Annotated in this window: 18 protein-coding genes and 2 pseudogenes; 4 read left to right on the top strand and 16 right to left on the bottom strand. The window is 60.9% G+C overall.

Annotated elements, in window-relative coordinates:
- Positions 1 to 9 precede the first annotated feature (9 nt).
- Positions 10 to 900 (bottom strand): nitrogenase iron protein, encoded by an 891-nt coding sequence (gene nifH, locus IVA91_RS16355; protein WP_247458994.1) that lies wholly within the window; start codon positions 898 to 900, stop codon positions 10 to 12.
- Between the two features lie 522 nt (positions 901 to 1,422).
- Between nifH and IVA91_RS16360 the strand changes: the two genes are divergently transcribed.
- Positions 1,423 to 1,977 (top strand): peroxiredoxin, encoded by a 555-nt coding sequence (locus IVA91_RS16360; RefSeq protein WP_247279058.1) that lies wholly within the window; start codon positions 1,423 to 1,425, stop codon positions 1,975 to 1,977.
- A gap of 815 nt (positions 1,978 to 2,792) precedes the next feature.
- On the opposite strand, the gene IVA91_RS16365 is transcribed toward IVA91_RS16360, so the two are convergent.
- The 11 genes from IVA91_RS16365 to IVA91_RS16415 all read right to left on the bottom strand — a co-directional run bounded on the left by IVA91_RS16365 (position 2,793) and on the right by IVA91_RS16415 (position 13,190).
- Positions 2,793 to 2,990, bottom strand: coding sequence for a hypothetical protein (locus IVA91_RS16365; protein ID WP_247419259.1), 198 nt, complete (start codon positions 2,988 to 2,990; stop codon positions 2,793 to 2,795).
- A gap of 1,051 nt (positions 2,991 to 4,041) precedes the next feature.
- The gene (locus IVA91_RS16370) at positions 4,042 to 4,401 is read right to left on the bottom strand and encodes a hypothetical protein (protein ID WP_247458995.1); all 360 of its coding nucleotides are present in this window, start codon (positions 4,399 to 4,401) and stop codon (positions 4,042 to 4,044) included.
- Positions 4,402 to 4,412: 11 nt separating this feature from the next.
- Positions 4,413 to 4,652: a nitrogen fixation protein NifZ gene (locus IVA91_RS16375; RefSeq protein ID WP_247458996.1), complete on the bottom strand. Its 240-nt coding sequence runs from the start codon at positions 4,650 to 4,652 to the stop codon at positions 4,413 to 4,415.
- Positions 4,649 to 4,969 carry a nitrogen fixation protein NifZ gene (locus tag IVA91_RS16380; protein WP_247297548.1) on the bottom strand — a complete coding sequence of 107 codons (321 nt, stop codon included), beginning with the start codon at positions 4,967 to 4,969 and terminating at the stop codon, positions 4,649 to 4,651. Before IVA91_RS16380 ends, IVA91_RS16375 begins: the two co-directional genes overlap by 4 nt.
- A gap of 1,115 nt (positions 4,970 to 6,084) precedes the next feature.
- Complete coding sequence (locus IVA91_RS16385) at positions 6,085 to 6,309, bottom strand: 4Fe-4S binding protein (RefSeq protein WP_247297545.1); 225 nt, start codon at positions 6,307 to 6,309, stop codon at positions 6,085 to 6,087.
- Between the two features lie 17 nt (positions 6,310 to 6,326).
- On the bottom strand, positions 6,327 to 7,883 hold the full coding sequence (gene nifB, locus IVA91_RS16390) for a nitrogenase cofactor biosynthesis protein NifB (protein ID WP_247459021.1): 1,557 nt from the start codon (positions 7,881 to 7,883) through the stop codon (positions 6,327 to 6,329).
- A gap of 631 nt (positions 7,884 to 8,514) precedes the next feature.
- A complete protein-coding gene (locus IVA91_RS16395) occupies positions 8,515 to 10,626 on the bottom strand; it encodes a prolyl oligopeptidase family serine peptidase (protein ID WP_247458997.1) in 2,112 nt (703 codons plus the stop codon).
- Between the two features lie 480 nt (positions 10,627 to 11,106).
- A complete protein-coding gene (gene nifT / locus IVA91_RS16400; protein WP_247458998.1) occupies positions 11,107 to 11,328 on the bottom strand; it encodes a putative nitrogen fixation protein NifT in 222 nt (73 codons plus the stop codon).
- A complete protein-coding gene (nifS, locus tag IVA91_RS16405; RefSeq protein ID WP_247458999.1) occupies positions 11,325 to 12,518 on the bottom strand; it encodes a cysteine desulfurase NifS in 1,194 nt (397 codons plus the stop codon). Before nifS ends, nifT begins: the two co-directional genes overlap by 4 nt.
- Before the next feature lie 18 nt (positions 12,519 to 12,536).
- Positions 12,537 to 12,830, bottom strand: coding sequence for a NifU family protein (locus tag IVA91_RS16410; protein ID WP_247279048.1), 294 nt, complete (start codon positions 12,828 to 12,830; stop codon positions 12,537 to 12,539).
- Positions 12,831 to 12,869: 39 nt separating this feature from the next.
- A complete protein-coding gene (locus IVA91_RS16415; RefSeq protein WP_247279072.1) occupies positions 12,870 to 13,190 on the bottom strand; it encodes an iron-sulfur cluster assembly accessory protein in 321 nt (106 codons plus the stop codon).
- Between the two features lie 327 nt (positions 13,191 to 13,517).
- Here IVA91_RS16415 and IVA91_RS16420 point away from each other — a divergent pair, with 327 nt between their 5' ends.
- The 3 genes and pseudogenes from IVA91_RS16420 to IVA91_RS16430 all read left to right on the top strand — a co-directional run bounded on the left by IVA91_RS16420 (position 13,518) and on the right by IVA91_RS16430 (position 15,570).
- The gene (locus tag IVA91_RS16420; RefSeq protein WP_247279047.1) at positions 13,518 to 14,108 is read left to right on the top strand and encodes a hypothetical protein; all 591 of its coding nucleotides are present in this window, start codon (positions 13,518 to 13,520) and stop codon (positions 14,106 to 14,108) included.
- A gap of 158 nt (positions 14,109 to 14,266) precedes the next feature.
- Entirely contained in the window at positions 14,267 to 14,548 is a 282-nt protein-coding gene (locus IVA91_RS16425; protein WP_247334072.1) for a hypothetical protein, read from the top strand.
- Positions 14,549 to 14,804: 256 nt separating this feature from the next.
- Positions 14,805 to 15,570, top strand: a pseudogene (locus tag IVA91_RS16430) (IS5 family transposase).
- Positions 15,571 to 15,735: 165 nt separating this feature from the next.
- Here the strand turns inward: IVA91_RS16430 and IVA91_RS16435 are convergent.
- The 4 genes and pseudogenes from IVA91_RS16435 to IVA91_RS16450 form a co-directional block, all read right to left on the bottom strand.
- Positions 15,736 to 16,020, bottom strand: a complete 285-nt coding sequence (locus IVA91_RS16435) for a hypothetical protein (protein WP_247334074.1) — start codon at positions 16,018 to 16,020, stop codon at positions 15,736 to 15,738.
- 417 nt (positions 16,021 to 16,437) lie between these two features.
- The gene (gene fni / locus IVA91_RS16440) at positions 16,438 to 17,487 is read right to left on the bottom strand and encodes a type 2 isopentenyl-diphosphate Delta-isomerase (RefSeq protein WP_247334075.1); all 1,050 of its coding nucleotides are present in this window, start codon (positions 17,485 to 17,487) and stop codon (positions 16,438 to 16,440) included.
- A gap of 85 nt (positions 17,488 to 17,572) precedes the next feature.
- A pseudogene (locus IVA91_RS16445) lies at positions 17,573 to 18,474 on the bottom strand (hypothetical protein).
- A complete protein-coding gene (locus IVA91_RS16450; RefSeq protein WP_247459000.1) occupies positions 18,471 to 20,021 on the bottom strand; it encodes a hypothetical protein in 1,551 nt (516 codons plus the stop codon). The pseudogene IVA91_RS16445 and the gene IVA91_RS16450 overlap by 4 nt, the downstream one beginning before the upstream one ends.
- Positions 20,022 to 20,075 lie beyond the last annotated feature (54 nt).

A 20,075-nucleotide genomic window follows, 5' to 3' on the forward strand; every position in this document is an offset into this window, starting at 1 on the left:
CAACATCAACTATGCCGAAACAGCGGCGAGCTCGGCGGCGGTCTTGCCGACCAGGCTCTCGTCGACAGGCTTGATGATGCCGTGCTCCATGAGCATATCCTCGAGCTCGTCCATGCTGATTGGCGTCGGGATGGCGCCTTGTCCTGCATTATTGTGGATCTTGGTCGCGAGATTGCGATAGTGATCCGCCTGCTCGGACTCTGGCGCGTATTCCAGCACAGTCATGCGGCGCAGCTCCGCGTGCTGCACGACATTGTCTCGTGGCACGAAGTAGATCAGCCGGCTGCCGAGCTTCTTGGCAAGAGCATCTGCCAGCTCCAGCTCCTTGTCCGTCTGCCGCTCGTTGCAGATCAGGCCGCCGAGGCGCACGCCGCCGGAATTCGCATACTTCAGAATACCCTTGGAGATGTTGTTGGCGGCATACATCGCCATCATCTCGCCGGACATCACGATGTAGATTTCCTGTGCCTTGTTCTCGCGGATAGGCATCGCGAAGCCACCGCAGACAACGTCGCCGAGCACGTCGTAAGAGACATAGTCGATGTCCTCATAGGCGCCATTCTCCTCCAGAAAGTTGATCGAAGTGATCACGCCTCTTCCGGCGCACCCCACCCCCGGCTCTGGACCGCCGGACTCGACGCATCGAATGTCCTTGTAGCCGAGCTTGATGACGTCCTCGATTTCGAGGTCCTCAACGCTGCCGGCATTCGCCGCCAGACTCAGAATGGTGTCCTGCGCTTTGGCGTGCAGGATGAGGCGAGTCGAGTCCGCTTTGGGATCACAGCCAACGATGAGAATCCTTTGACCCAGCTCAGCAAGAGCCGCCAGCGTATTTTGCGACGTTGTCGATTTACCGATGCCACCCTTGCCATAAAACGCGATTTGTCTCAGCGAAGACATGTTGCTCTCCATCAACCGATTGCCAATTTTTCGCGCGGAACGCGCGAGGCTGTTTCTCTCTCTCAGAAACGTGGGCACACGGGTTTCGGGAAGGAGGCCATCGCTCGCCATCGGCGTCGGCGTGCCCTCAGCCCTCACTCGTTGTTGCTGCATCCAGTTAGCAACTGGCGTGCCATTCGTTCGCACGCGCGTTAAGCATCTGACTAGGCTCGACTAATAGCGCAGCGTCCGAGACTGGATGCTGTGGCGGACCCGACAGCGGCAAGAGCTCTGAGACAAACCCGACAAAGCCGGCGCGTGGATTCCACTACGAGTGCCGGGCGAAAGAGCGCGGAACGGGGAATGCCGGGCCAAGTCAATTGAGGACCATCCGGTGCAGATGGGGTTCGAGGACACGCCAGCATCAAAGGCGAATGTTCCACGACCGGCATGATGGGTACTTGCCGGCAGATGGGTGGCATATCGCTTGCTTTGCCAGTCGCGGAACGCTGTTTCCGTGTAACGCGATGTTGTGAGGACAATATGCCTGGAATTGGAAGTAAGTTGCCGCCGTTCGACATCACAGGCGTGAAGCCCGGCTTTCACCTGCAAGAGGAGAACGGGCAGAGCGCCTTCGAGACGCTGACTGAGAGGAGTTTCCCCGGAAAATGGAAAGTCATCTTTTTTTACCCGAAGGATTTCACATTCGTCTGCCCAACCGAAATCGCTGAGTTTGCTCGCCTGTCCAAGCATTTCGCCGATCGCGATGCAGTCGTGCTTGGTGGCTCGACCGATAACGAGTTCTGCAAGCTCGCCTGGCGGCGTGAGCACAAGGATCTGCACCGTCTATCGATCTGGCAGTTTGCCGACACCAAGGGCGCACTGGTCGATGGCCTTGGAGTGCGATCGCGTGATGGCATCGCGCATCGCTACACCTTCATCGTCGATCCTGAGAACACGATCCAGCATGTCTATGCGACAAGCCTCAATGTCGGCCGCAGCCCGACTGACACGTTACGCGTTCTGGATGCGATACAGACTGATGAGCTCTGCCCTTGCAACCGCGAAATCGGCGGCGACACGCTTAAAATTGCCTGAGGCAACATATCGAAAGTGCAGCAAGGAGCAGCTCCCGCATTCGAAGGACGTCAGATTCAATCGTTTGTGGGATACGAGATGAGACGATCTTACCGCAAATGCGGCCTGCTGCTAGCGAGTGCGGCCCGCAATTCAATTCTCATTGCCGACATGGAGTCTGCCGCGGCCGCCGCGCTGTCCGCGCGCGGCACTCGCGGCGGCGAAATCGACGGTCTCGATGATAACGATGAACAATGTTCACAACTGCTTTGCTCACCTCACAACAAATCCCGCATACAAGAGGATGCCGGCGCGGCTCCGCATGAACATACAAAATGCTTGTACGCTTCTGCGCCTGCTGTCTGCACATCTCCTGCCGGACTACCTATGTTGTCGCCGTAGGCCGGATCGCGGCTATTCCCTTCTTTCTGCGGCTTGCCGGCCGGCAGCATCATCAGAGCGATCTGCGTCAGCCGCCGGCCGCTAATGCTGTAGGCCGACGATGTCGGCCCCCCGGACTCGGAAAAATGGTGCCAAGCTCCCTGTTGGGGGCAACTAGGTTCCAGTCGCCGCGCCTCGAGAAGTATCGAGGCAGAGGGAGATGGCTCAGCGCCGAATGACGTCTACCGGGCGAGATGATGATCCGCCGGCACGCTCGCGGACCGTATTTTCCCAGCTCAGTAAATGTAAGCCGCTCAGCAAACCGGTCAGCTCGTTCATCGCGCGAGCTGCCCCTCGGGCGCAGGGACCTGAAAAGATCAGGTGGCCCGAGGGTCGTAAGCCGCCTGGCCGTCTCGATCATCACGCCGGTCAATTTCCGAACATTCACGCGTATCTCAGCGCTGGTGACCCAAGCCAATCCCCAAGGTACGTGCTTTCTGTCTTAGAGAGCCCTCGGATCGCTTCATAAGCTTTGAAACCCTAGCTACAGGGGTGCGGGCCTTTGAGTGCGCTTTGAGCAGCTTGACGTCATCCTTACTATACTCTTTGCGCTTGGTGCTTTTTGCCACGTGTTCTCCGATTTCGCTTTGCACATTTGCCTGCAGCGTCTTGTTTTGGCGAAGACGCAACTGCTTCCCATTACCATATCAATGGTCATCGACAACTATTCAAGCGGATTTTTCTCTTCGAGATAAGAACTGGAACTACACGCGAATTTGTCCTCTGTCCTCTGGATCTTTATCCGCGTGACAAACCCGATTTTCGACGTGCACGTCAGCCCCTTCAACATGGAAGCAAGCCATAGAGAAGGGACGCTCGATGCGTCTTCGAAAAACAACTCGAAAAGCGCTTCTTGCTTGAATGCTCCGACTTCACTCACCAATTTCGTAGTATGATATTTCCAGGCGCCAATACTATTGATGGAGTAGCGCGGATCGGCCGGGACAGTCGCACTGCCTCACTTTGCGCGCGCATCAACGGGCCTTCACGGCGAGTGCACGGCGTTACCGCGCGAAGAGCAAACGTCTTCTCCTATTTTCTCAAGTCCTGCGGACTTAAGGGCGAGTACTCACAAAGCCAAATCTTGCAATGCCTGACCGTTACTCCTCGTCAGCTGATCGAGCACGGTTCGCTCATCCCCATTTGATCTACCGCAGTATCCTTGGATTAATAAGCCACGTTGAGATACCCAGGCAATTCCGCCCTCAGCGAACACTTCTGCGAGACCATCGCCTGCCCCCGTCACATGGACCCGATGAACGAGCGAGCGACCTGATCGTGATATTTCCCGGGCCGGGCACTACGGCATGGCAAGCAACCCGCGGGCCTAGCCGTCCTGTGTGAGCTTGGCACCGGAAGGCGATTGCTTGATCATGACTTGCCAGAGCGCTTGGCAAGCACAATGCCGGCGGCGCGGTGTGGATCATTCGTGATCTGTACACAGCGATCTCCACTGTTGAGCAGATGCAGGTCGAACTTTCCAAGCCGGCGGAACGGACTCTGCGTCATGTCGGACGCCTCGCAAGAAAGCAAGATGTGGAACTTTCTGCCGGAGCGTCAGGCAGGGCTCAGAGGCTGTATCAATAGCGGCGAGCGTCTGCTCGATCTCTGTCAAGTCGCCTTCGAGCACCATCTCCACAATCCTTATTGCCAGAACAAACGTTCAGGGTCGGCGTTCAGAACCGCTGTCGCCAAGCCAAGCCGTTGATGGGTCGAATGCCACTCCCAGACGCCCTTGCGGTGATCTTTGCGGAGCAGCTGCCATGCCGCCCCAGTCCTATCGTGGTGCAGCAGCGCGACGTCGACGAGGCCGCCCTCCGAATTGATATTGCCTGAGCAGCACGGGCTCTCGACCAGATAGCCGCCAGCAACCGCTGTCACCTTTGGCGAGACATATCGGTAGTGCTCGCGCTTCAACAGCGCGCGCACGATCCGCCACCGGTCGAGCTCGTTGGGATGCGCAGGCAATCCGGAATGATGTCGTCTGATGATTGCGGCGTTCATTGCGCGATATCCTAGACTGCAGAGATTTCTGCCTCGAGGCAGCCAACCACCAAGTGCTTGCCGAAGTCGACCATATAAATAGGTAGGTTCGCTTCGGTATGGCGACCGACCTGGACGATCTCACCAATGTACCCGACGCTGACCAGACACTCTTCCGCCGACGCGCCGGGAAAGGAACCGTCGTTGAGCAGATCGATTGCCGCCTTGACACGTTGGCCTGGCCGGTATTTTGGCGATCTTGGTTCGATCATCGGGGTGCCGCTCCTGGCAAGAACGGCTCCTCGCCTTCGTGGCTTGGCGTGACTAGATCGAGCTCCTTGCATTTCATGCCGACGCGATTGCCGGAGCCGAGGAATTCGACTCCATAGATATAAAATTGTTGCAGGAACGTGCCGATCGAGATCACATAGCCGAGCTCGCCTTTCTTGACCAGAACCTCACCGATGTCCTTGCCCACATAGGTGCCGTCGTTACGGATGGTGCGGTTGGCCCGCACGTTGTCACCATAATCAAAGAAGGGGGCGTCCGTCAGCTCGACGATGTCACTGTCACGGGCGATGTTGCTCATGCTGCCGTCCCTGTTCCATAGTTCAACTGTACCGCGCCTTGCAGGCGCCCGGCCTTACGGACCACCTATCATGATGCTCGATCAACCCCCTCCATTCCCGCACGGCGGCGCTTGCGATCACGGATTGCATGAGCCTGTCGGGATCCCGGTGCAGCAACATCAACGCCCGCAACCTAAACTCCAGATGCTCGAGACTATCGTGAGCCCATGGTTGATGTTGAAGAAGCCATCGACGCGGCACGCGCGTCTGCCATCGAGGGAGGCGTGCTTGAGCCGGCGGCGAGGCGCGTGCTTCAGCGCGGGATGCGCACAGCCGACAGAGTCGACCTGATTACCCCGGCAACCGATGGCATTGTGGACGTCATCACTCACGGTCCCGCCCATACGCTCGAGCGTGCCCAACAACACCTTGGCGCCAGCCTTGTCCGCGGGGCAAAGCCCCAGCAGTCTCCCGACAGCTGCCGTCCTTCCCGAGTTGCCCGAGACGCATCTGCAAGTCGGCAATATGCGTCGAGCGAGAACAGGAAGACCCACACGAGGTGCTCTCATAGCAGGCGAATTCCGGCTTGGTGGCGCCCACCGCACCGGTGGCAGGAAATTCGTTTCCGCATCACGTGATCGGGTGCGAACGCCTTGGCGTGGCGCAGGTGTACTTTCTGCACTTTCATCGAGGTGATAGGATAGCCCTGTCGCCCTGGGATGATGCTCGGCCGGCTCGACACCGTGCGACCAAGACAGGACTCGGCGAGGACGTCCTCTTTCGGATGACCAACTGAAGAAGGCCTCGGGCATGAATGTCGCCTCATCAACAATGGCTGCAGGTGCCTGGATTGATGTCGCGGAAGACGCGTCCGCCCTTCGTGGGCCCATCGGCGAAATCGATCCTCCACGCTCAAGACGCCGGCCTTCGGGCCGACAGGAATAGCTCGAAGCGCTCCCGCCGACGTGCGCGTCGCCAGAATATGACTTGGCAACTTGCGAAAACGTTTGCGACCAGGGCGAGCCGTCCACCTGGTCAGAGAAGGCGAAAGCTGCGACCGGCGCCTCGTCAAGGCGGAGCATCATCCGCCCGAGTTTCTGAACCTTTAGTGTCGTAGTGACATCCATCGTAGCCCTCAAGCAGGCTCCTGGTGACGCGGCAGTGCCGTGTCGAGCACGCATGTATTGTCAACCGGGCAAACCGCCACGCATTGCGGCTCATCAAAGTAGGCGGCGCACTCGGTGCATTTCTCAGGATCGATCAGGAAAACGCCGGCTCGCTCGGAAATAGCAAAGTTCGGGCACTGCGTTTCGCACGCCGAACAGCCCGTGCATTGCGAGGCGATGATCTTGAACGGCATTGTCTGAACCCATCCTCTCAGGCGGCGGAAATCAGCGCATTGCGGCGGGCCGCCGGATCGACCCGCTCAATGTGCTTGATCTTCCCCTCATTGACTTTATCGAGATAGAGTTTGAACCAGGCGATCGCCGAGCCATCAATGAACTCGTAGGCATACTGATCGACCGGTTCGATTCCGGCCTTGATCAATTCGGCCTTCGGGCAGCCGCCGATCTTTGACACGAACACGGCATGACAATCGTTGATGGCGCCGATGGCGATTTCGAGCTTGCTGTCCTCGCCATGGCCGCCCTGGCAATAGGGATGAATAGGACGATGACCAACGAATTTTGCGCCTGAAGTCGAGAGCTCGTAGATCTGGAACTCCTTGGCATGACCGAAGTGCTGGTTGATCAATCCCGAGCCCTTGGTTGCAACCGCCACCAGCACCTTGATTTCGCTGGACGCGCTGGCGAGCCCCGCAACCTGCTCCTGCTTGGCCGCAAGCTTTGCAATGCGCGCCTTCTCGACTTTGGCCTGATACTCCTTTCGGGCCTGCTCATCATATTTGATGTCCATGGCCATGATCTTTTCCATGGTGAACTCCGCGCCGCGGTCCTCCCCGAGTAGTCCGACGGCGTCGGCGCGGCACTGGCGACAGTGACGCATCATGTTCATCTCTCTTTCGCAGCTATCCTGCAATGCTGTCACTTCCTGTGCGGTCGGGCCGCGTTGCCCGCTGAGACCGAACACGGTGCCGTGCTCGGGCGACGATATCAGCGGCATCACGTTATGCAGGAAGGCGCCGCGCGACTTCACGGCCTTGTTAACCTCAACCAGATGCTGATCGTTAATCCCGGGAATCATCACCGAGTTGACTTTGCAAAGGATGCCGCGCGCGGTGAGCATCTCCAGGCCCTGGAGCTGCCGATTGCTGAGGATGCTTGCAGCTTCAATGCCTGTGTAGCGCTTGTGGCGGTAAAAGATCCAGGGATAGATCTTTGCGCCAATATCGGGATCGATCATGTTGATCGTGATCGTCACGTGATCGACCTTGAGTCTTGCGATCGTGTCGACATGATCAGCTAGCGCCAGGCCGTTCGTCGAGAGGCACAGCTTGAGATCTGGCGCGAGTTTATTGACGAGCTCGAACGTCTTGAATGTCTTGTCCGGATTCGCCAGGGGGTCGCCAGGGCCAGCAACGCCGACCACGCTCATCTGAGGGATCGCGGAAGCGACCGCCAGCACCTTCTTGGCGGCCTGCTCCGGCGTCAACTTCTCGCTGACAATGCCGGGGCGCGATTCGTTGGCGCAATCGTATTTACGATTGCAGTAATTGCACTGAATATTGCAGGCGGGCGCGACCGCGACATGCATGCGGGCATAATGGTGGTGCGCCTCCTCGCTGTAGCAGGGATGGTTCTTCACCTTTTCCCAGACCTCATTTGGCACATTGCCGATGCCGGCCTGAGATCCGCAGCTCGCCTTGCCGCTTCCACCGACCCTACCGCAGCTCTTGTGCTTAGCCATGACTTGCATGGTCTCGCTGATCTCGCCGCCGCCGCAGGATACCTGGTGTTGCGCTGAAGCACTCATTTTTCCAATTCTCTTCGCAAGTCGAATTCCTTCCAGGCAAGCATCCCCAGAATCGTTTCTGAAAAGCCAAGAGCAACTGGCGTGCCATACCTGCCCACAAACGAATTTTTTGGTTCGCTTCAAGCAGTTAGATAACGCCTGCTCGAATGTCCGTTTTATCAACTCATGTTGGAAAGCTGACAGAAATTGCGATCACAAGAGCGCTGGCCGCGCTATGATGACGGCGGGTACGCTGCTTCATCTATGCCCTTGGGCCAAGAGCATGGCGGCTGGTGTCGTTGAAAGTTGATCTTGTCGCCGAAATGTGACGCGTATGCAAAGCACAATCCGCAAAAGACGTTTCCGGACGCTTTGAAGGACAACTTGAACCGGCGATCCTACGTAGATGCAGACAAGAAGCAGCCCCCTATGTCGTGAAGATCACGCGGGCCCCTGCCCTGACACTCCGGAAGGCATTGTCGGGGTGAAGAGAAACGCCGAGTGGCCAGGGTGCCGACGGCCATGAATTGGACCGTGCGTCCAAACGTTGGTTGGCATCTCGAAAAGGTCGTGCGGGTTTGGACGCCGATCAGATTCGTAAGGCTGCAGCCGCCTCGGTCGACATCGCACGAACTGCCGTCCAACAACTACACTACGTCGCTGACGTCTCGGTATCCAGCCAGCCGATCCTGCTCTTCAGGAAACGCAGGCCCAGCACCAACAAGCTGGCGTGCTCCCTGTTGCCCTTGCCATAGCCGTGGCCGCCGGCGGCATGCTCGTAGAAATAAGCCTCATAGCCCATCGCCTGCAGCTTCGCTGCCATTTTGCGCGCATGTCCGGGATGGACGCGATCGTCCCGCCGCCTGGTGGCCATCAGGATCGGTGGATAGGACTGCCCGGGTCTTGCGGCATGATAGGCAGAATAGGTCTTCAGCCACTCCCACTCCTCAGCGTTGTCGGGATCGCCATATTCGGCGAGCCAGTTCGCCCCGGCGAGCAGTTTGGTGTAGCGGCGCATGTCGATCAGCGGGACGGTGCAGAACAGTGCGCCAAAGAGCCCGGGATATCGCGTGAGCATGTTGGTAATGAGGATGCCGCCGTTCGATCCACTCTCGGCCCCGATCCGCTTGGCCTGTGTCACGCCGCGCTTAACGAGATCGGCGGCGACGGCTGCGAAATCGTCATGCGACAATCTCTTGCCGGCCAGCCGGCCGGCGTCGTGCCAGCGCGTGCCGAACTCACCGCCGCCGCGCAAATTTGCCTGAACCGTGGTGCCGCCGCAGTGAAGCCAAAGCTTACCGAGCGCGGAATTGTAATACGGTTTCACGGAGATCCCAAACCCGCCATATCCGCTCAGATGGACCGGCGCGTTGCCGGTCTGTCTGACCGGGCCGGTCTGTAGGTAGGGAATTCGCTCACCGTCGATCGAGATGGCCTCGTGCCGCGTGACCACGCAGTGCTCCGCGGCAAACGTCTTCGGCGCCTGCTTCAGCACGGCGGGACTGCCAACGCCCCGCTCCATCAGGATGAGGGACGGCGGGGTGAGCGGATCCTCGACGTGAGCCAGCAAGTCGCCATTGCTCTCGGACGGATTGCGATCGAGAGACCAGATGTCGACCACGCCAAGATCAGGAAGCCCGCCCAATTGCTCGCGGATCCAGCCATGATCGGATGGCGTGCAGATCTCGAAGACTGGCCGGAGTTCGTCGAGAATACAAAGCACAACTTTGCCCGCACTCCAAAAGAAGCTCTGCAGCGCACGGCGCGGCCCCGGCTCGAAGAGAATCTCGAACTGGCGGCTGCCCGCCAGGAATGCCGGCAGCGGGATGACGAGCACCGTATCCGCGGCATAGGTCTGCCCTGCCACAGACCAGGATTCGCGCGGCTTCAGGGCAAGCCAGTTGCGATGCGACCGCATCCAGATGTTACTTGGCAAGTCGAGCCTCGTCTTGGCGCCCGTTTCATCGCCCAGCCAGACCACGCAATTGGAGACGTCTGTCGCATCGAGGAACCAGATCCTGGGCGGCACGACAGTGTCGTCAACACTGCAACCGACGGACACATGAGCGGCCTTGGCCTCAAAGATCACTGCCGCTTTGTCAACATGCGTACCACGCCGCCACAGCCTCACCGTGCGCGCATAGCCGGTGGTCGCGGCCATGCCATCGCCATGGGAGCTTAACAACACCAGCGTATCGGAATCGAGCCATACGCCGCTGCCTTTGGCTTCCGGCAAGATAAAGCCATCGTGGATGAAGAGCTTCGTGTCTGAATCGAATTCACGCAAAGTGACGGCATCGCTTCCGCCGCGCGATAGACTCAAGATCCATCGCGAGTGATTTCCAGGCGGTGCGGCCGTGGCATTCAGAAGCCAGTCTTTGCCTTCGCTGACGGCAAGTTGATCGAGGTCGAGCAGAATGTCCCATGACGGCTTCAGCGTGCGATACTCTTTCAGAGTGGTTCGCCGCCAGAGGCCGCGTGGATTAGTGGCGTCCCTCCACAGATTATAGAGATACCCGCCGCGCCGGCTGACATAGGGGATATTGTCAGGTCGGTCGTAAATCGCTGTCAGCGCATCTCCGTCTCGTTCGGCTGCGGGTCCGCCAAACACCTCCAGGGTTCTGCTATTCTGCCGCTCGACGAAGTTCAGCGCCCGCGCGCCTTCGATCTGTTCCAACCATAGATAGGGATCATCGTCAGGAGCGGAGGGCGTTGGCCTTCCAGTTCGCGCGCCATCGACGCTCCTTGTCTGACCATGCTTCATTTACAACCTTAGTCTTGACGCGTAGTTCGACTGATTCAAGGATTTGCATCGCGAACGTTGCATCAAGATTTGCAAGCTACGAGCTGGCCCGAGATTCAATCCTCTCGAAAATGAATCTTGCGGAGTTGCAGCAATTGGCCTGACGCTGTTAAGATGTGCGGAATGCAACGACCGGGCTGGCGATGTCAGCACAATGGGCCCTCGCGAGGGCCTTCCCACCAACGCCATCTCGTTGGCCCAACGCCTCAGTGCTGGCCTAGGCCGAGATATTGCGTGTGGCACCGCGCGTCGGCGCCTTCTTGGTTCCCAAGAATGCTTCGAGCGCTTCCGGAGTCATCGGCACGCTCGGCTGGAACCTTCGGTCACGCCAACCCAAAGCCAGAGAATGATGTGGCCTTCCTCGCAGGGGCCAAACCGCTTCGCCAAGAATAGCTTCCGCATCCGCCGGTTTGGCGAGGTTCTGTGGAGTCGCAGCATTCATCATTCGGTTGCCTCGCCGCCGCGCTTCTTGGCGTTGATAGTGATTGGAAGGATGGTGTCACTCGCCATCGCGGGTAGGTCGAGCACCCAGCCATTCGCGATTCGAATCCAACCACCCCACAGCGTCTCGTGCTCACATTCGACAATCGACTCCTCAAGATCCTTCTTGGGCACATAAATCGAAAGCCCCGTCTCGGGCGAACGGCAAATCATGACCTTCATAGGAGCTCCGCAAGTTGTGATCTCTCGCCCGCGTGCTCCTGACACGCACGCCACAAGGCTCTCTGTTTGGCATTGATGTCCGCCAGGACTTGCAGGACACGATCGATCTCATCCGCCGCCGTCTCGCGCGACAGCGAGAAGCGAACCGCACCGCGCAAAAAGGCCGGTGGTACTCTCATCGCGCGCAGGACATGGGACGGCTCCATCGAGCCGGACGCGCAGGCTGAACCGAGTGAGACGGCAATTCCGTTGCGGTTCAGGTGGTCGACGATGGCCTCTGCTTCGAGATGCTCGAATGCAATGTTAGACGTATTTGGCAAGCGGTTCTTGATATGACCAAGCACGATGCAACAGCCGAGAGCGAGAATGCCTTGCTCCAGCCGGTCGCGAAGGACGCCTATCTGCATCTGCTCTTGTACGAGGTGTGCCGCAGCGAGTTCCGCCGCCTTGCCGAGCCCAATAATGCCCGGAACGTTTTGGGTGCCAGCTCGGCGATGCCGCTCCTGTGCGCCGCCGAAGATTAGCGGTCGGAACTTGATGTGCTTGCGCACATACAGCGCGCCGATCCCCTTCGGACCATGGAGCTTATGGCCGGAGAGCGACAGCATGTCGATGTCCGTAGTCTTCAGGTCAATCGGAATCCGCCCGACCGCCTGGACCGCGTCGGTGTGAAAGAGCGCGCCGACTGAGCGCGCCATCCTGGCGAGGGATTTCACCGGAAAGATCGTACCGGTCTCATTATTGGCCCACATGACCGAGGCGATTGACGTGCGCCTCGACAATGCGTTGCGATAAGCCTCGATGTTCAATCGGCCGCTTGCATCGACCGGAATGACATGGGTCTTGATTCCTCGTCGGCCCAGCTCCTCGGCAAGGGACAGCACGGCTGGATGCTCAACGGCCGTTGTGACGATCTCGTCGCGCCCCTCCTGCACGGCGAGCGCGGACAGGATCGCTGTGTTGTCGGATTCAGTCGCGCCCGACGTGAAGACGATCTCGTGATCGAATGCCGCGCCAACGAGGGCCTGCAGCTTCTGGCGCGCTTGCTTCAATGCGGGCGCAACCTCAATGCCGAATACATGCGCGGACGACGCGTTGCCGAATTGCCCAGAGAAGAACGGCAGCATTGCCGCGACCACCAAAGGATGGGCACGGGTCGTCGCGTTGTTATCCAGGTAGATCGGCCGCACGGACTGTCCGCTCTGCACTTAAGGCCCCACTTTGGCAGCTCCGGGGAGCGGGATCAGGCGGACGAACTCGCCGAGCCGCACGATCAGGCGCGCTTGAATGGCCGCGAGCGTCGTTCCCGCAAGCTTGCATAACATGCAGGCGCCGGTGAGCCTGACCATGATCTTGTTGCCTTCGATTTCGACGAGCTCACAATCCCCACGATCACGCCTGAGCCTTGGCCGACTCTCATCGAGCACGGCGCGGACAATCCGCTGGCGATCGGAAGGCTCTGCAGTCGAAGATTGCTTCGTTCGTTCAGCCTTCAGGCCCATGTTCGATGCTCCTTCCATTGCGAATGGTCCGAAGGCGGCTCAGCTGAACGATTTGCCGCAGGAGCAGCTCGATTTGGCATTTGGGTTATCGAAGCGGAACCCTGATCCTTCGAGCGACACCACGAAATCGATCGTGGTGCCGTTGAGATGCGCCCGGCTCGCCTTGTCGACGAAGACTTTGATCCCGTCTTGCTCGAACACGGGCTCATCGGAGACCGGCTCATGAGCAAGACCCATTTTGTATGTGAACCCTTGGCAACCGCCGCCTTCGACCATGACCCGCAAACCGCTTGCCGGCTGGGCTGTCGAGGAGATTGCGGCCTTCAGTGCGTTGATGGCGCTATCCGTTAGGTTGATCATTGCTGGCTCGCTCTCAGTTTCTGTCGCGAGGCACAATTCGCAAATCCCATGCCAGTCGAGATGCAGCTGAAATCAATTGGTTTTGCAGGCGGCGACCATACGATTTGCGACCTGTCGGCTTTGCGACAGGCGGTTTTCCGGCGTCCCGACCTCATCCGGCCGAGACCTCGTGATGGTGCCGGCACGTATTCATGCACATTGCGCCAAGCCGCCGCTTACGCTGTGCATCGCTGCAGACATAGGCGCACGGCAAACAACTTGCATAGGGTTAGCGGACACGCCGCGTTCGGCGATGAATGTACACGACAGATTGATGAGGAGCCTTCCATGACGTCGATCGACAACACCGCTCTTGGCCAGTTGGACAAGGAGGGGCGGTTGCTGAATGCGGTGCTTAAGACCGAGACAACGAAGTCGGGGCGATTTGGATTTCGGGGCGACATCGCGCTGAAGTTCCAAGCCCAGCTCGCCGACGAAAAACGACCGCCGGACTATTCCATCGAACAAGTTCTTGCAATCGCGCAGGAAGGCGAACCGACCATCCCAGTCCTTGCCGGATATCTGCATTCCTTCGCCTATCTACCTCAGGCCGCAAAGGTTCTGGATGGCAGGCTGAGCCCCAAAGGCAGCTATTTCATGTTCTGCAACAACATTGATCTGCTCGCGAAGTACCGCACTAAGATAGGCGACATCACCTTCCGCATTCTGCCTTGCGACGAATCAACTGTATGGAAGGAGATGATGGACCTCGCCGGCGTCGACAAGAATGACATCAAGAAGCTCGGTACGGCCGGTAGGCTCGACTACTTGCTCGACGCGGCCAAGGACATCGGTGGATCATACACGGAAATTTCATACGAGGACGGCCTGGCCAAAATGGAGCCGGTGAAGAACAGAAGCGAAAACCGCCCCGTCTGAGGCATCGCCTCAGACCCTCTCTCTCACCAGCTCGACGAGTATGCCGCAGAGAGAGTCACTGCACCCGCTTCGCCGGGACTGGCTCTGACAAACCCTGGTGATGGACTTATCGGCCTACCTTTCGGGAGAGAACACACCGCCACTCTGCTAAGCGTGTGTTGGTCAAGAGCACTGTCGTCAATTGCACCGAGGAGCGGCTGGCCGCGACGGTCCGGCTGACTGCATCCATGGGGATCCGGACATTCCAGTGCTCATCGGTTCATGATCGCGGTCACATTTCAGAGGGCGGATCGACGATGTATGGATCGGCTTTCGCGCCTGTGCGCCAGGCCTTTGCCAGCCTGCGTGGCGCAGAGATGTCGCGCGTCGATGCTCGCCAGCCGACAGTTGTCGACGAGCTGCGCCCATGGACGATGGAAACCGACCCGGGGATTGGGTAACGCGCAGGTTGCATCGCTCGAGAGAACCCAGCGAGCCAGCGTCGAGCGGTTTGCCTCGTACATGCAGTTCCGCAGAGCCTCAAAATGCGACGGCGGGGTGCCGGTCGATCGAGCCAAGCCAAGCGATAGCTGAGCAGACTTGGCCGCCGTCCTCAATGTTGTGAGAACGAAGCGAAGCTATGCAGAATGCCGCAACCGAAGCTGTCCCAGGACCTGTACCTAAATAGCGCCAGGTGATTCCCTCTCCTGCGAGTTTTTGATTCGGGGGCGAGAGAATGCGCGCGGGTTTGTTTTGGCTGAATGATCGGCAATGGGGACGTATCGAGCCTCATCTGCCGACGGGACTGACGGGGCCGGATCGGGACGACGACCCGGGATCATTCACACGCTGCAGTCGGGTGCGCGATGGGGCGACTGCCCGCGTGAATACGGCCCTTACACGACCGTCTACAATCGCTTCAACCGCGGGGCCAACCGCGGGCGATGGTGCGCAATCTTCGAAGCGCTGGCCAAGCCCGGCGAAGACGGCGTCGTGCTGTCGCTCGACGCGACCTCGATTAAAGCTCACCGGTGTGCCTCCGGCGGAAAAGGGGGGAGCACAATCAAGCAATCGGCCGCGCGCGCGGAGGCCGCACGACAAAAATCCATGCGCTGAGCGATCCGCTCTGCCGGCCGGTCGTCCGGCATCTGACCCGAGGCCAGAATGCCGATATCGCGGCGGCGCCCGATGTTCTGGCGCTCGGGCGGCCCACGAGCGCGCTCCTCGCTGACAAAGGGTATGACGGCGTCGACCTTCGGGGCGAAATTGTTCGTCGCGGCGCCAAGCCCGTCATCCCTAACAAATCCAACCGCGTTGTCATCCATCGCTTCAACAAACGCGCCTACAAAGGCCGAAAGTCATCGAGCGCTGTTTTTGCAGGCTCAAAGACTTCCGCCGCATCGCCACCCGATACGACAAGCTGGCCGGGAATTTCTTGGCCACTGTTCATCTCGCCGCTCTCGTCGCATATTGGCTCAATTGAGTCTGGCACCTTCGGCGCCTGCCGGTAGGGCAGCATGCTTCCTAGCCGCGCCGTCAGTTCCATCAGCTCCGGTGTCGCTCGATCGGGACAAATTTCCTTCGGCGGCGGAAAGCACCGACCATCCCTGGACGGCATTCCCGGCACAGCATCCGGGGATTGCGAACCTCAACGGTGCCGCAGACGGTTCGGATCGGGCGTGTCGTGTAGTCCTTGACGCGGTCGGAACGTATGGCACTCCGGGCAAACCCGGCGAAGAAGGGCATACGTCTCCGCCTCATGATTCACGACCGCGTTCTGCAGCGCTGCCATGATCTTCTTGCTATCGCCGATCGACAAGCCGATGTCGCCGTCGAATAGGCTCTCCCAGCTCTTGTCTATGCGGACCTCCTTCCGGCATGTTTCACCAAATTCGTTCCGGCCCTCGATCGTAAGCGTCCATTCCACCGCCATCGCTTTGTCTCAAAACGATGCTGATGGACTGCTCGAGCCTAACAACCCGTGTTTGACCCCAGAGAAGTTACCGGTCTCCTCACGACCGACCGCGCATGACCGGGCGTCAATGTGGATCGCTACTCCTTCATTGCAATGGACTTGCACCATCTACTCCTTGCCGGTCTCCCGGCCCACCTTGTTCCGACCCCTTCAGGGGCTCAGCTCGTTCGGCTTGGCCGATCACCCCGATCAAAGCATCGACATAAGCGTCAAATGCGGCTTCACTCTGAGCTGTCCAGTCGGGCATCGCCGGGCGCTTCCCTGATCACGAAGCAACACCCTAACAAATCCGCGCCAGCGCGAATCCACCCGCATCCGCGACTTTCTGACTCAGTAAGACTAGGCGCCCGCCGCCACGTGCGGGCGACGCCGGCATCAACCGGCGGGCAGATGCGCCGAGGGCAACAAGCGCGCCTGACGCAACGCCGCGAGATCAGCCGAGCCGGTGCAGAAGCAGGCGACGGCCAACTGGCGGATGACGATCTCGAAATGCGCGACAACCGCCTCGGTGGATACCGTAGCCGCGCGCAGCACGCCGGCCGCCTGCCCGGCGATGTCCGCGCCCAGGCGAATGGCCTTGGCTACGTCGACGCCGTCGCGGATTCCGCCCGACGCGATCAGCTTCACGGTTGGCAGCGCCCGACGTACCGCCTGCACGCCGGCCGGGGTCGGAATCCCCCAATCGGCGAACGCCATCGCCACTGCACGGTCGGCGGCATCGCGGGCGCGCTCGCCCTCCACCGCGGCCCAACTGGTGCCGCCGGCGCCGGCAACATCGATCACCGCCACGCCCGCCTCGACGAGCGCACAGGCCACCGAGGCGGACAGGCCCGAGCCCACTTCCTTAGCTACGATCGGCACGCCCACGCTGCGCGCGGCGCGAGCGATCTGCGCTAGGACGCCGCGCCAGTCGCGGTCGCCCTCCGGCTGTACCGCTTCCTGCAGCGGATTGAGATGGACGATGAGTCCATCGGCCTCCAGCGCATCCACCGCCCGGCGCGCCAGGTCCAGGCCGTCGGTCTCGCGCAGTTGCGCAGCGCCGATATTGGCCAGCAAGGGAATGTCTGGGGCCAGGCGGCGCAGCGCGCGTGTCAGCCCCTGGGAGTTGCGGGATTGCAGGCTCACGCGCTGCGAACCGACGCACATGGCGATCCCCAAGACTTGCGCTGCCTCGCTCAGATGCCGGTTGATGGCCTCGGCGCGTGACGTGCCGCCGGTCATAGAGCTGATCAGCAGCGGCGCGCGCATGGTCTTGCCCAGCAGCGAGGCGCGCAGGTCGATCTGCGTCAGGTCCAACTCGGGCAATGCGCAGTGTTCGAAACGGATGTACTCCCAGCCGGCGGCGATCGTGGCCGGCGCCGTTCGCCGATCCAGCACGATGTCCAGATGGTCGTCCTTGCGCCGGCTCAGGGCGGTGTCGCTCATGCTCGCTCCATCCGTCGCATCGGGCGACAGCGTTGCGTCGGATCGGACCGACGGCAGCGCGCGCACGCCGCCGCCTCCCGCGCGTTCAGGCCGGCGCACGCTGGCCTCCCCCGCAGCGTCGCTGCGGTAGCGGCTGGTCGAGGTCTGGTAGTACTGCCCGCGGATGGCCGCCATGGCCTCGATCAACGGTCCCCACGGCGCGGGAAAGCGTTCTGAAGCCATCACCCGGTGCAGCATGCGCGTATGGCCGGCCAGCTCGTCGTTGAGGAACTCCACCACAGGCATAGCCGGATAGCGCTGCAGCAGCAGGATCGCCGCGTTATCGGCCTCGCCGGCCGACCTGTCCTTGTCGCGTCCATGCAGATCGTTCTGCAGGCGCCCTATCGCGGAGATGAGCCGCAGGACCTGGCGAAACGCCGGACGCGCGCGCAAGGTCGCCATGTCCAGCCCCCACAGCAACGACAGGCAACAGAACACGTTCGTGTAGGCGATCGAATCGATGCCGTTGTGCAGGTATTCGGCGTAGGACCAGCATTCCGCCCCTGCCGCCTGCGCGTGTCCGGCGCGCAGCGCCGCGCAGTAGCACCGAGTATCGGCAAGAAGCTGAGCATAGTCGCGACGATCGTAGGCGAGCGCGGCCAGCGAAGCACGCAGCACAGCGCAGCCTTCGAATCCGGGGAGCGCGCACGGCACGCCCTGCCCCAGCGCCTGCTCCACCGCAGCGAGCTGCTCCGGCGCGATCAGGCCAAGGTCGTTGCAATCGTCGAGCCAGAACAGCAGCGCCAGTTCGCGATAGAACGCCACGATCAGCGTTTCGTCCTGCGGATCGCGGCCGGTGCGGGCGCTGGTGTCGCGCAGGCTCGGGTGGATGCGCTGCAGGATGTACTGGCCGCCCCTGACCGCTTCCGCGGCATGCTCGTCGGCGAACCCGGTCAGGGAACGCCCCCACTCCAGCACCTGCTGCAGCGCGCGTTCGGTCTGAATCATGGCGCCGCTCCTGCTCCCCCGGCCGGGACGCGCCGCCCCCAACGAAGCGCCAGCCACAACCCGGCGAGTTCGGCCACGCGCACGACCCGGGTGGGGCAATACAGTTCCTTGCCGATCCACAGCTGCGTCTGCGGCAATGCATGCGCCGCATGGCGGGCGAGCATCCACTCCAGCGCACGCGCCACCGCCTGCGCGATGCGCCGGCGCCCTGTCGGCTCTTCGCTCCCGTCCATCACGTACAACGCGAACAGCGCATAGGCGGTTTCCTCGAATGTGGACGCGCGACCGGCGCCCCAGCCGCCGTCGTCGCGCTGCGCCTGCAGCAGCGCCGCCAGCGCGCGCTCGTCGCGCCACTGGGGCTTGCCTTGCGCCAGCGCAGCGATCGCATGCGCGGTGGGATACAGCCACGAAACGTGCCATTTTTCGTTGTCCCATAGACCGTGCGTGTTGCGATTGGCCTCGACGTAGGCGCTGGTGCCGGCGGCGGGCTTTCCCAACAGTCGCAACGCATGCAGGGCATGGATGTTGGTCGACACCGAGGCATTGCGCTCGCCGGGGAAGGTGACGAACAGCTCGCCAATTTCGAAATGGCGCAACGGATCGACCGCCGGGTCGCGGCCTGCAAGGCACAGGACGCACAACGCAACGGCGGTGTCGTCCGCATCGGCCGCGAAGTGCAAGGCCGGTCCCAGACCGCGCACGCCCAGACGGGCGTCGAGCTGCGCGATGATCACGCGCACCGCCTCGGCGAGCGCGGGATGCGCGAACAGCCCGGCCAGATGCAGGGTGTACAGCGACCAGCATGGCTCGAACACATTGATCGGCCAGACGTTGGGAACGACACCTTCGATGCCGCTGCGCGTCGCCCGCGATGCCGCCTGCAGATACGCGTCGGCGCGCGCGGCCTGCGGCGTGCTCCCCTGTGTCACGGCGTGCGCACGACACGCCGCGGTGGCCGCCGGACTGATGCCGATGCTGCCGTCGTCATCCGGGCATGCGGTGGTTAGCGACGTGCCCCAGGCTTCCCAGGAGTGCAGCAACGGATGGCCGCTCGGCAACGTCGCCACCGCCCCCAGCTTGACTAGGCACGCTTGCCGCAACGGCAACAGCGCCGAGTGGCGCGGAAACGCCACGCCGCCCAGCAAGGATGCGGCCTCGCCGCACAACTGCGGCAGGATCAGCTCCGCGCCGATCGGCGCGTCTTCCGGCACCGTCTGCGCGTAGGGATCGGGCTCGCGCTCGAGGAACCGGGTTGCAGCCTGGACTGCGTCGGCAGCGCCGGGAAGACGATCGGCACGCTGCAATGCCAGCAACGCCGCCCAAGTGGGCGCATGGCGGAACAGCGGGAAGTCCGATTTTCCCCATCCTCCATCGGCCTGTTGCTGCGCGATGAGCCACGCGTATGCGTCCTGCCGACCGGTGACGTTGCCGCGGAACTGTAGAGCTCGCGCCGTGTCATAGACGGACGGGCCGACGCTGCCGCCGTCGCTCATCTCGCTCAGCAGGTGGCGCAATTCGGAAAGGATCTGTTCAGACAGCGCGTTCACTCGGGATGTTCCTTCTGCAGACGGTTCGGGCAGACGCCGCGCACGTCGCCGCAG

Source organism: Bradyrhizobium sp. 153, from assembly GCF_023073835.1.
Classification (GTDB): Bacteria; Pseudomonadota; Alphaproteobacteria; order Rhizobiales; family Xanthobacteraceae; genus Bradyrhizobium.